The 13948-nt window shown below is 49.1% G+C and carries 12 protein-coding genes and 1 rRNA gene; 1 reads left to right on the top strand and 12 read right to left on the bottom strand.

The genetic code is table 11. The features are described from left to right. Positions 1-32 precede the first annotated feature (32 nt). Positions 33-1196, bottom strand: coding sequence for a UxaA family hydrolase (locus tag AC50Y3_RS10010; RefSeq protein WP_494818636.1), 1164 nt, complete (start codon positions 1194-1196; stop codon positions 33-35). Continuing rightward, positions 1193-1519 (bottom strand): UxaA family hydrolase, encoded by a 327-nt coding sequence (locus tag AC50Y3_RS10005; RefSeq protein ID WP_494818635.1) that lies wholly within the window; start codon positions 1517-1519, stop codon positions 1193-1195. The genes AC50Y3_RS10010 and AC50Y3_RS10005 overlap by 4 nt, the downstream gene beginning before the upstream one ends. Positions 1520-1675: 156 nt before the next feature. Between AC50Y3_RS10005 and AC50Y3_RS10000 the strand changes: the two genes are divergently transcribed. After that, positions 1676-2548, top strand: a complete 873-nt coding sequence (locus tag AC50Y3_RS10000) for a helix-turn-helix domain-containing protein (RefSeq protein WP_494818634.1) — start codon at positions 1676-1678, stop codon at positions 2546-2548. Between the two features lie 61 nt (positions 2549-2609). Here the strand turns inward: AC50Y3_RS10000 and AC50Y3_RS09995 are convergent, their stop codons facing one another. The 10 genes from AC50Y3_RS09995 to AC50Y3_RS09950 all read right to left on the bottom strand — a co-directional run. Then, positions 2610-3596, bottom strand: coding sequence for a Gfo/Idh/MocA family protein (locus AC50Y3_RS09995; RefSeq protein WP_494818633.1), 987 nt, complete (start codon positions 3594-3596; stop codon positions 2610-2612). 76 nt (positions 3597-3672) lie between these two features. After that, positions 3673-4629: a 3'-5' exoribonuclease YhaM family protein gene (locus AC50Y3_RS09990; protein WP_494818632.1), complete on the bottom strand. Its 957-nt coding sequence runs from the start codon at positions 4627-4629 to the stop codon at positions 3673-3675. 108 nt (positions 4630-4737) lie between these two features. Continuing rightward, positions 4738-6360, bottom strand: coding sequence for a response regulator transcription factor (locus AC50Y3_RS09985; RefSeq protein WP_494818631.1), 1623 nt, complete (start codon positions 6358-6360; stop codon positions 4738-4740). Position 6361: 1 nt separating this feature from the next. Further along, a complete protein-coding gene (locus AC50Y3_RS09980; RefSeq protein ID WP_494818630.1) occupies positions 6362-8125 on the bottom strand; it encodes a histidine kinase in 1764 nt (587 codons plus the stop codon). Between the two features lie 48 nt (positions 8126-8173). Then, on the bottom strand, positions 8174-9052 hold the full coding sequence (locus AC50Y3_RS09975) for a carbohydrate ABC transporter permease (RefSeq protein WP_494818629.1): 879 nt from the start codon (positions 9050-9052) through the stop codon (positions 8174-8176). 12 nt (positions 9053-9064) lie between these two features. Then, positions 9065-9961 (bottom strand): ABC transporter permease, encoded by an 897-nt coding sequence (locus AC50Y3_RS09970; protein WP_494818628.1) that lies wholly within the window; start codon positions 9959-9961, stop codon positions 9065-9067. Positions 9962-10052: 91 nt separating this feature from the next. Next, positions 10053-11861, bottom strand: coding sequence for an extracellular solute-binding protein (locus AC50Y3_RS09965; RefSeq protein ID WP_494818627.1), 1809 nt, complete (start codon positions 11859-11861; stop codon positions 10053-10055). A gap of 187 nt (positions 11862-12048) precedes the next feature. Continuing rightward, a complete protein-coding gene (locus AC50Y3_RS09960; protein WP_494818626.1) occupies positions 12049-13296 on the bottom strand; it encodes an MFS transporter in 1248 nt (415 codons plus the stop codon). Positions 13297-13313: 17 nt separating this feature from the next. Then, complete coding sequence (locus AC50Y3_RS09955; RefSeq protein ID WP_494818625.1) at positions 13314-13640, bottom strand: Mpo1-like protein; 327 nt, start codon at positions 13638-13640, stop codon at positions 13314-13316. A 227-nt stretch (positions 13641-13867) separates the two neighbouring features. After that, positions 13868-13948, bottom strand: a 23S ribosomal RNA gene (locus tag AC50Y3_RS09950); the annotation flags it as partial.

Raw genomic sequence — 13948 nt, 5'->3', positions numbered from 1 at the left:
CGCGCTCACGCCTCAAGCACCTCCGATAGATTTTACAAGCTTGGTCCGATCCGGTTAATACTGAACTCTTGATGGCCCAGCACTTCCGCTTTCGTCCATTTGCCTTCCGCAACCTCAACAATTTCCTGCCAAATCCGCTCGCCTGCTTGTTCAAGACTAGCTGTTCCGTCCAGCATGTCACTGACGTCAATATCCATATTATCTTCCATCCGCTGGAACATCATCTTGTTTCCGGTAATCTTAATAACCGGTACAACCGCTGCTCCTGTTGGCGTGCCGCGGCCTGTTGTGAAGCATACGATATGAACGCCGCCAGCGGCCATACCCGATACGCATTCAATATCGTTACCCGGCGAATCCATAAAATAAAGCCCGTTCTCAGGAATATACTCCGCATATTCAATAATACCTTTAATCGGTGCTTTACCGCATTTGCTAATACAACCGAGCGACTTCTCCTCAATCGTAGACAATCCGCCTGCAATATTGCCCGGGCTTGGATTACCGCCGCGCATGTCTGCACCCATCCGTTCAACCTCTTTATCAAAACGGCTCACGATATAATAGAGTCGGTCGGACAGCTCCTCCGTCACGCAGCGCTCAGCGAGCAAATGCTCCGCGCCGATGATCTCCGTCGTTTCCCCAATTACGATGGAACCGCCCTCAGCGATCAGCGAATCCGCCGCGGCACCGAGTGCCGGATTAGAGGCAAGACCGGAAGTCGCGTCAGAGCCGCCGCATTTCACCGCTACTTTAAGCTTGCTGAGCGGAACCGGCACCTTCTCTTCCTTCTCCAGCTCAGCCATCATCCGTTTCGCCAATTCCGTGCCATATGAAATCGCCTTGACCGAGCCGCCGACCGATTGAATGTCGAACACCTCGACAGGCTTGCCTGTTTTGCGAATATCTTCAGCCAATGCGATGGGGTCTACAACCTCGCAGCCTAAGCTGATGATGATAACTGCGCCAACGTTAGGATTTTTGCCTGTACCGGCAAGCACATCGAACGTACGCTCTTTATCTGCGCCGATCTGACTGCATCCATGCTGATGCGGAATAGCAACGGCACCGGGTACCATTTGCATAATCCGGCTGCACACCTGATTCGAGCAAATAACTGTCGGGATGATTAGGAGATGATTGCGAATTCCGATATCTCCATTTGGGCGTTCGTACGCCATGAATGTCTTACTCATTGCGCTGCCTCCTTCGTTCCCAGATCTCCGCGGCCGCGGATGCCTTCAATATTGTGTACATGCACATGGCAGCCAAGCGTAATCGGTTTGACAGCCCGTCCAATCACTTCTCCGTATTTGCGAACATCCTGTCCGGATGCAATGTCCGCGATCGCCACTTTATGGCCAAAAGGGATATCTTCTGCAAGCGTTATCAACTGCAGCCCGGCTGCATTGCGGTAATGGATCGAATCTCCTGCCTTCATATCGCGAAGCGCTGTTGCTACATGATCGCGCTCGTCCATGTACAACGCGTCTGCGCCTGTTTCAATACGGTGTTCCACGTTAGCTCCGCCTTCCGGTTGACTCCATGATAGACATTCTTCTTCAGCTTCGATATAGTTCAATTATAGAAACAAAGAAACAGAATATAAATAATCAATTTCGCTGAAAATATACCTTTTTTTGAACTAGTAGCACATCTTGGAGGTGGCAAGTCGATGAACCCGCTTCGCAAACATTTTGATCCCGACACTTCGCTGCCAATTGAGCTCGTGCTGCGCAGTACGAAGAACCTGCAAGCAGAGCTGCCGGACCATCTGCATGACTGGTATGAGATGATTTATGTCCACGGCGGTTCCGGCTCGTTCTTTATCAATCATACCTTCTATGAAATGCAAGCCGGTGATCTCTATCTGATCCCCGGCAATACGATACATCGTACGCTCCCGCATTCGGATGAACCGATCACGTCCTCGGCTATGTTCTTCAGCGGACAATATGTGCAAACGACCGCAATTGGGAAGGATACGTACTCTTTCTTGCGCTGTTTCGATATGGCCAAGACAGGGCGCAATTACCGCATTGAGCTGCTTCCGGCCGAACGCATTCGGATCGAATCCATTATCGACGAGATGAACGAAGAGCTTCTACTGCGTCAACCCGGCTATAGTCAAGCGGTGCTCTTGCTGCTGCAAACCGTACTTCTTCATACGAATCGTAAAATGAATCCCGGGCAGCCTAAGCAGCAGCAGGGCGGCTCAAGACCATTATGGCTGCAAACCGCGCTGAATTATATTGACGCGCATCTGGTAGAGAACTTAAGCTTGTCCTCTCTCGCGGCGCGTGCAGCTGTCAGCCCTTCCTACTTCTCCAGAATGTTCAAGCAGATGACCGGACTAAACGTAACGGAGTATATCATCGCCAAACGGGTCATGCACGCTAAGGAGCTGCTCGGCGACACCGATTATACGGTTGCCGAAATCGCGAATATGTGCGGCTTTGAGAGCCTGCCCCATTTCTACCGCATGTTCAAGAAAGTGGCCGGCAGCACCCCGGCACATTACAAACGCGTGGATGATCGAAACACATAATGGCAATAAAAAAAGCTGCAGAAGTATGAGTGGTAGACTCATGCATCTGCAGCTTTTTTAACTAGTTCAGATCAGCGGGAAATACCAAACCTTGCTGACGCCGTGCCTCATCAAGGATGTTCATCACGGCTAAGGAATTCGCATGCGAATTGAGCTTGGACTCCCTTTCTCCGCTTTGAATCAAGTGGATAAAGGACTCTACCTCATAGCTCATCGTATGGCGGTCAACCGGTTTCGATACATCCTCAACCCGTCCATCCCGGTAATGGATCCGGATGTTGATCGGCAAATTAATGCTGTCGATCGTCATCGTTGCTTCCTCACCTTGGATTTCCGCTAGCAGCGAAGAATTGCTGATTTTGGAATACATAATGGAGGCTTCCATGTCCGGGTACTTGGCAATCAGACTGCCTTGCCCATCCACGCCTGATTCCAGCAAATAACCGCTCGCCCGAATCTCATCCGGCTGGCCGAACAGAACAACAAGCGGATAAATGCAATAAACACCCAAATCCATCAGTGCTCCGTTGGAGTATTCCGGTTTGAAAGCATTCAATACTTGTCCTGCTTTATAGGCATCGTATCGCGAAGAATACTGGCAGTAGCTTGCAAAATACCGCCGAACCTTCCCTAGCTTCGGCAGATGCTCCATAATCGCCGCGAAACCAGGCAGCTGCGTGCTCTTCATCGCTTCCATGAAAACGACGTCATACTGCTTTGCCGCATCCACGATCTGCTGCAGCTCGCGCGTGTTCGAAGCTGCCGGTTTCTCGCACAGCACATGTTTCCCTTTACTCATAAACAAGATAGCCAGCTCAGCATGGAGCGATGTTGGCGAGGCGATATATACGGCATCCAGCTCGCCGCTCGCTGCCATCTCAGCAGCATCCGTGAATGTGAACGGAATGTTATGCTTGGCTGCGTACGCCTTCGCCCGCTCCTCGGTTCTGGAATAGACTGCGGTAAGACTGAACCCTTCCACTTGTCTAGCTGCTTCGATAAAAGAATCCGTAATCCAATTCGTTCCGATAACGCCAAATCTAATCATAGCAATCCTCCGACAATGGTGATAATTTCTATTGTAGCAAGAAGAACCGGCTGCCGCCATCCTTCAGAAGTAGCTGTTAGAAGGTAAGCCGATAGAAGGCTTTATTCTCCAAACCGCGAATTTGCGGCGTCCATGCCTCGTGGCTGCCCGTAGTGTCGAAAGCATCCTCGATCATTTGCAGCTTCGCATCGATGGAATCAATATGATGCAGTGCCAGCGCTTCTGCCAGCTGCGGCTGCACCGGACTTCCCCATTCGCCCAGATTATGATGGGAGAGCACAAGATGCTGCAAAGCCATTATACGTTCCGAATCCGGATCGATGCCGAGGCGCATCGCAGCTTCGGCTACCCACAGCGACGCTTGCGAGATATGCCCAATCAGTTTACCCGAATTGCTATAGTCTGACACAATGCCAAGCTCAGAAACCATCTCCACCGGCTTCGCGATATCGTGAAGGATGATGCCTGCTTTTAGTAAATCTGCATTCAAGAACGGACGCTGTTTGCAAATGAACTCACCCAGCTCCAGCATCCTTGAGATATGATACACGAGTCCTGCATAGTACGCATGATGGTAGGATTTTGCCGCAGGCGCGTGAAGCAGCTTATCCCCGACTTTGTTCATACAATAGTCCACAATGGCGCGCATATCGGTGTCCGTTATGCTGTCTTTGGCCTTATGGATCCCTGCAAGCAGCACCTCAGGCTGAACCGGCGCCGATCTTACGAAATCCGTTAACTGAACGTTATCCGCTTCGGTCGTCTTGCGAATACGAACGATCTTTACCTGCAGCTTCTCTCTGTAAAGCTGAGCCATCCCTTGCACCTTCACGAGGGTAAGCGGAACTAGGTTTTCTTTATCGGACGGTGTCGCATCCCACAGCTTCCCGGCCACATGACCGCTGGCATCCGAAAGCACGATATTCATAAAATCCTTAGGAGGCGTCGTATTGGTTTGTTTCACTTCGCTCTCTTTAATGAGATAGTAACCGACAAATTCTTCACCATCTCGCAAATCTCTGACAATTGTCATGCACATTTCCCTCCACCTATTCGACAACCTAACTCCTAGAACTTCGGGAAGGCCACGGCAAAATCCTTTTATTAGCGCACAATTTCATAGGAAAACGACCCAATTGTATTAACCGGATGGCAGTATTACCCGCTCCCGATACTCCTGCGGTGTCATATTGGAATGTGCCTTAAACAGCTTGATAAAATGCGGAACAGCCTGATAACCGAGCGTCTGGGCAATTTCGTAGATTTTCTTATCGCTGCTGCGCAGCATGTAGGTGGCGAGCTCCATCCGATATTTGAGAATATAATCGCTTAGATTATTGCCGGTTTCAGCACGATAGGCACGCGACAGATAAGCCGGATGTAAGCCAATATGAGCCGCAACCGTCTGAAGCGACAGACTGCCATTCATATTCTGTTCCACATATTTGTGTACCTTATCGATCAGGCTAACCTTCTGCTTCTCGGATGGATCGCCAAACAGCTCCCGAATACTTCTAAAGAGGAAGTAAGCCCATCTCTCCAGCTGCGCTAAGGAAGGAGCCGCAGGCATAAGGCCAAAGGTAGAGCCGCCAAGCTCGCTTAGCAGCTTTCCCTTCTTATGCGCCATATACTGGTAAGCGCCTGCAATCGTAAAATACGCTTCGTTCGCATACTCTGGCGGATAATGAACACTCTTTAATTCATTGAAAATATCGCTCAGCTTCTTATCCGCCCCGTCCCAATTCCCTGTATCTAGCAAATGCAGCAGCAACGGCGGTTTATACAGGGAGGTCATATTCCCGATTGCAAGCGGCTCCGGCTGATCGTCCACCCGCAGAAACACGCTTTGACGTTTAGCCTCCTCGATGGTCCGAATTCCGTTCACGATCATTCGGTATTGCTTTGGCAAGCCCACCGGAAAGGAGGTCCCGTTCACGGCCACCGCAACGGACAAGCTGTTGTTCAGCAGCGATTCCGCCTTCTTCTTCAGCTTGGCTGCCCGGCAATCGAGTGCTGAACGGTCAATACCCGTAAATGTGCCGTCCCTGCTTCCAATTGGCGAGGCGATAAAGACAAGATATTCATTCTGATCCAAACAGAACCATAGATGGAACGCGTCATGAAACACTTCCTCTGCCATATTCATGACCGCATATTCAATGAGTGCCCGATCCATTCTTTTATAATCCTGCATGCGCCCTTCCAGTCGCACGGCGAACATACCGGTATCTTGTTGAGAGGAGAAAGGCAGCTCGAGCAAGGACAGCTTCCTTTCAAGCTCCGTATCGGAAACGCGTCCATCACATAATAGTCGGCCCAGCAGCTCGCTGCGTAATGTTGGTAAGTTTTCTCGGTAAGCATATACATTGCGCTGCTGCTGCTTGTGCGCTTTCAGCTCATCCGCAATCTCTTCAACGAGTTTCTCCAGCATAGAGCGAAGCTGTTCCGGGTTTACCGGCTTCATAAGGTAGCCTGAAGTGTTGTACGGCACGACACTTTGCGCGTATTCGAAGTCCGCATACCCGGAGAGGACGATCAATTTCACTTTCTGATTCGCCCTTCTAATCTCTTGGATCAATTCAACGCCGCTCATCTCCGGCATGCGAATATCTGTAATGACAAGCTGAATCGGATGCTCCCTGAATATCGCGAGTGCCTCTTCGCCTGAGAAAGCCTTATGAATACGCGCAATACCGAGCGCCTCCTTCGGTATCGTCGCCGCGATGCTGTCCACCTGAGATGGGATATCGTCGACAATCAGCATGTCAAATATGGGAATCGCCTCCCTCTTTGATAATGACCAGCCGTGCACGTAGTCCGCCTAACGTAGAGTGATCGATATGCAAGCCGGATAAAGGTCCAAAATAATGCCTCAACCGCTGGTGCACATTCCATAAGCCAAGACTCTGAATAGCACTGGATTGCAGCAGCGAGCTTCGGAGAGCATCCAGCGCCTCCTGCTTCATGCCGATTCCGTTATCCTCGACCGCAAGCTCGCAGCCGTTCTCCGTGCGGTAGCCGGAAATGATAATCCGGCACTCTCCTTTTCTTCCACCCATGCCATGCACGATCGCATTCTCCACAAGCGGCTGCAGGAGTAACCGCGGAAGCAGCAGCTGCATCAGGCCTTCCTCAATATGTTCATCGTAGCGAAGCCGTTCCGACTGCATCCGGTGAATTTCCAAGTAATTGCGAAGCAGATCCATCTCTTCCGACAGGAAGGTGAGCTGCTGCTCCGTCTTCGTCGTATAGCGGTAATACTGGCTTAGATGCTGTGTGAAAGCGATAATGGCTTTCGTGCGGTCCAGCTGCGCCATACTTTGGATATAGGCAAAATTATTGTATAAGAAATGCGGATTGATTTGCGCTTGCAAATGTTTAAGTGAGGATTCCTTCGCACGCAGCTCCTCGATATAAACCTTATCGATTAAGGTTTGAATATCGTCTGACATCAAGTTAAACTGTTCGATCAAATAATGAAATTCATTCTGCGGCTCGCGTTCGATGCGATGCCCGTATTCACCGCGGCGCAGCGACTTAACCGCACGGATTAGTTCATAGATCGGCCGCTGAACGTTCCGATATAGCAGTGCCGCTGCTGCAACGCCAAGCACCAGAAGCAGCAGTCCTGCTCCATAGAAAATACGTTTGCTTTGATCAATCGGCTGCAATACCTTCTTCATGGGCACAAAATCAACTAAGTACCAGCCCAAAGCGGCGGATGCAGCATAGTTAACCAGATACGGTTCATCATGAAACGTTACCTTGACAGAGCCCTCTTTATTTTGTGTGTTCCGTTTCAGGATAGCGAATTGACGAGTCATCTCTCCGATCAGCTGCTTATCCGAGTCATGCGTCTGAATCGTCTCGAAAGCCGGGTGATACAAGAAGGGCTTACCGCCGCTGCCCTGCATGAACCGCTCCAGCATGTTCACTAGATTCTCCGTTAAGAAGGTTACTTCCACATATAAATTCGGATTTTCAGGTTTGCCGAGCGGCGTAAAGGGCAGTATCAAATGGCGTACGAATGCCTTCTCTTCCCCTCGTTCCGTTTCGATTAGCCGGTAATCCCAATGATCTTGAACCGCGTTCTCGAAATAAGCTTCATTGTACTCTTCCATCCAATTGGTCGATACCGCTATCCCGGACGGTGGCGAGAAAACAGTCAATTTATTGGTCCAGGCCAAGGTGGTCGACTGCATATCGAGCTTCTCCTGCAGCAGTTTCTTCGCTTCAAGTCTCGAATACGCCCCCGTGTTTGAAGAACGAAACTGCAACTGAACCACATCCGGTTCTCTTGCAATGACGAACGCTGCTCTCCACAGCCGGTCTACCTCTGTATCCATTTGATCGACAAAGAAACGGAGCCGATTCAGGTTAACCTGAAGCAGCTCTCGTTCCACTACGCCCGTGCTTATTTTGTTAGAGGAGTTGTACATCATCACGATCGGTACAAGCAGGAGCACAATGACGATCATGATCTTGGTAAAAATATTTATTCTGCCGCCTACGGCACGTCTGAATCTCATCTGGTCACCATCCGAATCCGTTCCTCTTTGAGCTATATAACGACTAGATTAGGATTTTACGGAACCGAGCACGATCCCTTTAACAAAATATTTCTGAAGGAACGGATACACCATCAGAATCGGTAAGGCACCGATAAAGATTTGCGCCGCTTTGACCGTCCGGTTCGAGAAGTTGGCAATCGATTCCGTTGATACGCCGATTCGGGACAAGTTATCGCTGACAATCATGGAATGCAGATACGAGGCTAGTGGATAGCCGTCCGGCTTGGACATGTAGATGATGCCATCAAACCAGGAGTTCCAATGCGATACCATCGTGAACAACGACAAAGTGGCGATAGAAGGCATCGATACCGGTAGATAAACGCTCCATAATACGCGCAAATGACCTGCACCATCGATATAAGCGGCTTCCTCTAAGTCCTGCGGAATGGTTCGGAAGAAGTTGAGCATGAGGATCATATTCCACACGCTTACCGCACCGGGCAACACCAGTGACCAGATGCTATCTAGAAGGTGAAGCTTGCTGATGACGATATACGAAGGAATTAAGCCACCGGAGAATAGCATCGTGAAGACGAAGATCCACGTATATACTTGACGCCCGGGGAAGCGAAGGCTTGTTTTCGACAAACTGTAGGAAGCCATCGTAATAACAGCCATGGATATGACCGTCCCTAGTATCGTACGTTCTGCGCCGATCCACATCGCAAGCAGAAACTTCTCATTCGCTAACGTCTTGGCATAAGCGTCTAACGTAAAGCCGATCGGCCAGAAATTGACGATGTTCGCCGTAGCTGCCGCACGCGAGCTGAAGGACACCGCAAATACGTGGATCAATGGAAGAATGCAGAGAATGCCGAGCAAACTTAGCAAAATATTATTGGATATCGCAAATGCAGCGTAACCTCGGGAGCGAAATTTCATTACGGGCCTCCTTTAGAAGATTCGGTAGTTGGCTAGCTTGTAAGCCAATCTATAGCTGACAACAATCAAGATGAAGCCGATTACCGACTTAAATAGCCCTACGGCCGTACCAAAGCTGAACTGTCCATTATTTAAGCCCACACGATATACAAACGTATCGATAATATCGCCATGCGAGAATACGAGCGGATTATAGAGATTCAAGATTTGGTCGAACCCTGCATCCAAAATACGACCAAGAGATAACGTTGCTACTACGATAACGATAGGCAGAATGAGTGGTATGGATATGTAAATGACTTGCTGCCAACGGCTGGCCCCGTCAATCTCTGCCGCTTCATATAACGCCGGATTGATGCCGACGAGCGTAGCCAGGAAGATAATCGCCGAGAAACCAAATTCCTTCCACACGTCGCTTACTATAACCGTAAAACGAAACCATTGGCCATTGCCTAGAAAGAAGATACTCTTGCCGCCAAACGCTTCGATCAGCCTATTCACGATCCCGCCATCCGTGGACAGGATATCGATCATGATCCCGCCAAGAATTACCCAAGATAAGAAGTGCGGCAAATAAACAAGCGTCTGTAGAATGCGTTTGAAGTATGTTTTGGCAACTTCGTTCAGCAGCAGCGCAAATATTATCGGTATGAACAAGTTAATGACAAGTTTAAATGATGCAATGATGAGCGTGTTCCAAATGACCTGTTTACTGTCCGGGTATTCAAACAGGGTGCGGAAATGCTCCAGTCCCACCCACGCCGACTTGGTGATACCAAGCCATGGCTGATAGTCTTCAAAGGCAATGATGACGCCGAATAGCGGAATGTAATTAAAAATGATGCATAACACTAACGCAGGCAACACCAGTATATGAAACGGCCATGTCTTCCTCCAATATGACGCCACACTGCATCCTTCCTTTCCATAGAAAAACGGGGGATCGGCGACAGCTTGCAGCAGCCTCTCCCCCGTTTTATACTCGGTCATTCCATGCTCGTTATTTGATACTATCTGCGTACCATTCGTTCACTTCTTCGGTAATCTTCTCGCCGCCATTATCCAACCATTGCTTAGCGAACTCGTCGAAGAATTCGAGCGGTTTCTCGCCGTAAATGATTTTCAGGTAGCTCTCCGTAGCGAGTTTCTTCAGCAGCTCGCCCTTGGATTTCATCGTATCCGTCATTGGACCGGTGAAATAGTTTTTACCTTCTTCGATACCTTGGTTCATCCGGACCCCTGCAGCAACGATTTGTTTCTTCGCCATCTGCTTCACGTCAAACTCTCTTGTTGTCAGCGGCTCAGCATTAGGATCAGCCAGGAATTTCTTGATCGGTGCGTCGTTGGAGAACGGAATCGTTGTAGTACCGCCAATGATGCTCGCGATCATGAAACGCATATCCATGCGGCTGCCGTCTTTAAGCGGCCATTTGTCTTCCGGAACACCTGCGTCTTTGTAATTACCTTTGATGATTTTACCGTCCATATTTACATAATCGTAACCTTCGTGATAACCGTCTTTGAAGCGTGGATCGAAGTACGGATCGCCTTCTTGCTCCAGGTTTTTAGCGAAGATTTTGTTGAAGTAAGCAAACCATGCTTCGATATTTTTGAAGTCTTTGTTGAACATCGTGAAGCCGCCGGTGATCGATTTCTCGGCACGTCCTACCAAACCATCCGCACCAGCCGGAAGCTCGAAAGGCTCGAAATCTGCTTTAGGATTCAGCTTCGTTACATCGCTAAGCGGCCAGTCACCCATCCAGAAAGGTCCGAACATAACGCCTGCTTTGCCGCTGGCAGCCATCTCGGAAGCTTTCATTGGATCTTTGATCCCTGCTTCTTTATCCATGTAGCCTTTGCTCATCCAGTCTCTCATCGTTTCCAGGTACTTCTTCGCATCCGGATGAATCGCACCGTAGCTCAGCTTGCCGTCATCGCCTAAGTTCCAGTAGCTGGTGACATCGTACGTATTGATCATTTGTTTCGTAAATGCCCCTACAATCGCGTCCGTTTGTCCCATCCATGTCCATGGACCTTCTTTCAAAGGCACAGCCAATCCGAAGGTATCCGCTTTGCCGTTGCCGTCCGGATCGTTCTCGGTGAATTGTTTGAGAACGTTTTCAAGTTCAGCGATCGTTTTAGGCGGCTGCAAGCCTAACGTATCCAGCCAATCTTTACGAATCCACATGACCGTACCTTCATCCCCCATGAAGAAGCTTGGGAGACCATAAAGCTTGCCGTCACGTTTCACGCCACCTAGCGCATAGTTGTATTTCTCAAGAATTTTCTTGTATTCCGGATGCGCATATTTCTCTATCGCTTCATCCAGCGGCATTACCCGGTCTGCGGATATCAGATTCTGAACTGAGTCCCCCGGTGCCGAGAATACATCCGGAAGCTTGCCGTTGCTGGAGAGCAGCAAGCGGATTTTGGTATCATAATCTTCCGGTTTCGTTACGATAAAATCAAACTTAATGTCGATCCCCATGTTTTCTTTCATCCAGCGGGTATGAACGTTGTCCTCCATGGACTCACCGGGCTTAAAGGCATTGCCCCTAGAAGCGCCATCATCTACAACCGCAGTTGTAATCGTAATCGGAGGATCGAATTTCTGGTTCCAAATATCAGCCGCCGGCTTCTCATCGGTTGCTGCCGCGCCATTGTTTGCAGCTTGATTGTTCGTCGTCGTTGCAGTGGTGTTCGATGCTTCTTGATTGCTGTTGTTGTCGGAACAAGCAGCAAGCGTTGGAAGCATGCCAAGGACGAGCGAGAGCGTGACGCCTTTTGCTAGCTTTGCATACCGTTTCATGTTCTACCCCTTTACTTTGTAGTGGTGCTTACAAGGCTTATTATAGAGGCGGCCATTTGATGTTTATATATTCCATTCTTTACTTCATATCGCAAATTGTACATTGACGCACTCCCTGCAAAAACATAAAAAACCATGCTCTGATTGTTCATCAGCAGCATGGTTTCCCTTTTATTAACAAATATAATCAACCGGAGATTGAGTTGTGAATAGCGGTTCGCGCGGTTCTTCTGGCATACAGAACCATCATAATCACACTTACTAGAAACGCCGCGACGATAAACACAAGCGGAAACTTCGCATTGATCGTATAAGTCCAACCGCCAAGTATTCCCGCAGGAAACGTGAAAATCAGAATAAGCACGCCAAGAATTGAGAAAACCTTCGCTCTGTTGTGGTCATCGATCGCATTCTGTATGGAGGACTCTAAATAGGGACTTGCCAGCAATCCCCCGATAGCCATCAGAACCGTACTAATGACCGTTGCCGTAATGTTCTCGGGCCCTGTTGTCAGCAGCATGACGAATGATATTGCCGAAATCAAGAAGCCTACAATCATGTACTGATTGGCGAGACGCTCCTTGAGTCTTGGGGTAACCACCATCAGGAATAGGATCATGGCAGCCGATGAAATCGCCGGAAAGATCGAGATGACCGAGTCATTGATATGCAGGGCATCCACCCAATAGACAGACAAGTACGTATTGCGCAGCGTCATTTGAAAATTGAATAGGATGTACACACCGAATATAATCATCAACGCTTTATTCGCTGCGATCATCTTCAAGACATCTTTGTATTCGGTGATCGTATCCGAAAGGCTGACTGTCGAGCTTTCTTCCATCTTCTTGATTCCGATTGCAGTTTCATGTGTAGTTAAATGACGGACAATCATCATGATAGTCATCCCTACAAAAGCTATCACATACATAATGCGCATCGCCGGCACCAATGTGAATTGACTAACGAACAAGCCGCCAAGCGGCGCGAACAACCCTCCGATGACGCCGATGAACATAAGTATGGTAAACACGATGGAACGATCCTTGGGATCGGTATCCTCCACGAGCAGGCAGTACCAAGCGGTCGTCGGCACACGCTGGAAACTGTTCACAACCGCAGCCACCAGGAAGAACCAGAAATTTTGTGATACCGCCCAGATCAAAGTCGCGACGCTCCAACTGATCACATCATAGACGAGCAGCGCGCGGCGTCTGCCCATTTTGTCAGTCAAGTGACCACTGATCAAAGAAGTGAAGATTTGCATGGCCATCCCGATCGATGTGATGAGTCCAATCTGTGTTTCACTTACCCCGAGCTCAAGCATATAGATCGAGGCATAGGTCATGTACATGTTAAATGGGATCAGAAACAGCGGCTCATAGAGCAAGCAGTTCCTCGCATTCCCTTGAATTCTTCTCCACACTCGCGGCATCCCCTTGATCTATTTGCCTAGTTATTCAAGCCATTTTTCTTGAGTTCTTGTCCCAACTTGCCAACCAGCATGTAGCCATACATTCGAAAATCTGCCCGCAACGACCACACCGGATGTCCGAACGTAGCCGGCTTATTCCCCTCGATAAAGAAATGGCTGAACCATGCCAGCCCATATGCAATAACAGGTGCCAGAAGGAACATCCACCACTGAAAAATAAAGCTTGCAGCCACGCATAGGAGTACGCAGGTCGTACCTACAAAATGCCATGCCCGCGTAGTTGCTTTCCGATGCTGTGACAGGTAGAACGGCCAAAATTCCTCGTAGCTCTGAAAAGATCGCATCGATGTTATCCCCCAATTAGATGTAAGCGTTCTCGCACGGTGATGTAATGTATTCGAAGATCAAGGTACCATATCCTTTGTTTTCGCACAACAAAAAAACCGATCCTATGGAATAGAATCGGTTTGGTATGTATGGCGTGTTGCGCCTTGAAAACTGGATACGAACCTTTGCGAAGGTCTTGTTTAGCTGATCTTGATCCGAAGTTGAACATCCGAGCGAATGTTCGTAGGATAAGCCCTCGACCGATTAGTATTCGTCAGCTGCATGCATTGCTGCACTTCCACCTCGAACCTATCAACCTGATCGT

The organism is Paenibacillus sp. J22R98 (genome assembly GCF_059383835.1).
Note: the sequence above shows the minus strand (reverse complement) of the source record. Positions and strands in the feature narration are given on the sequence as shown.

Excerpts from the sequence above, each read along its gene's own strand:
- AC50Y3_RS09995 (WP_494818633.1), bottom strand. The coding sequence starts at position 3,596 with ATGATTAGATTTGGCGTTATCGGAACGAATTGGATTACGGATTCTTTT.
- AC50Y3_RS10000 (WP_494818634.1), top strand. The coding sequence starts at position 1,676 with ATGAACCCGCTTCGCAAACATTTTGATCCCGACACTTCGCTGCCAATT.
- AC50Y3_RS09980 (WP_494818630.1), bottom strand. The coding sequence starts at position 8,125 with ATGAGATTCAGACGTGCCGTAGGCGGCAGAATAAATATTTTTACCAAG.
- AC50Y3_RS09960 (WP_494818626.1), bottom strand. The coding sequence starts at position 13,296 with ATGCCGCGAGTGTGGAGAAGAATTCAAGGGAATGCGAGGAACTGCTTG.
- AC50Y3_RS10010 (WP_494818636.1), bottom strand. The coding sequence starts at position 1,196 with ATGAGTAAGACATTCATGGCGTACGAACGCCCAAATGGAGATATCGGA.
- AC50Y3_RS09975 (WP_494818629.1), bottom strand. The coding sequence starts at position 9,052 with ATGAAATTTCGCTCCCGAGGTTACGCTGCATTTGCGATATCCAATAAT.
- AC50Y3_RS09955 (WP_494818625.1), bottom strand. The coding sequence starts at position 13,640 with ATGCGATCTTTTCAGAGCTACGAGGAATTTTGGCCGTTCTACCTGTCA.
- AC50Y3_RS09990 (WP_494818632.1), bottom strand. The coding sequence starts at position 4,629 with ATGACAATTGTCAGAGATTTGCGAGATGGTGAAGAATTTGTCGGTTAC.
- AC50Y3_RS09985 (WP_494818631.1), bottom strand. The coding sequence starts at position 6,360 with ATGCTGATTGTCGACGATATCCCATCTCAGGTGGACAGCATCGCGGCG.
- AC50Y3_RS09965 (WP_494818627.1), bottom strand. The coding sequence starts at position 11,861 with ATGAAACGGTATGCAAAGCTAGCAAAAGGCGTCACGCTCTCGCTCGTC.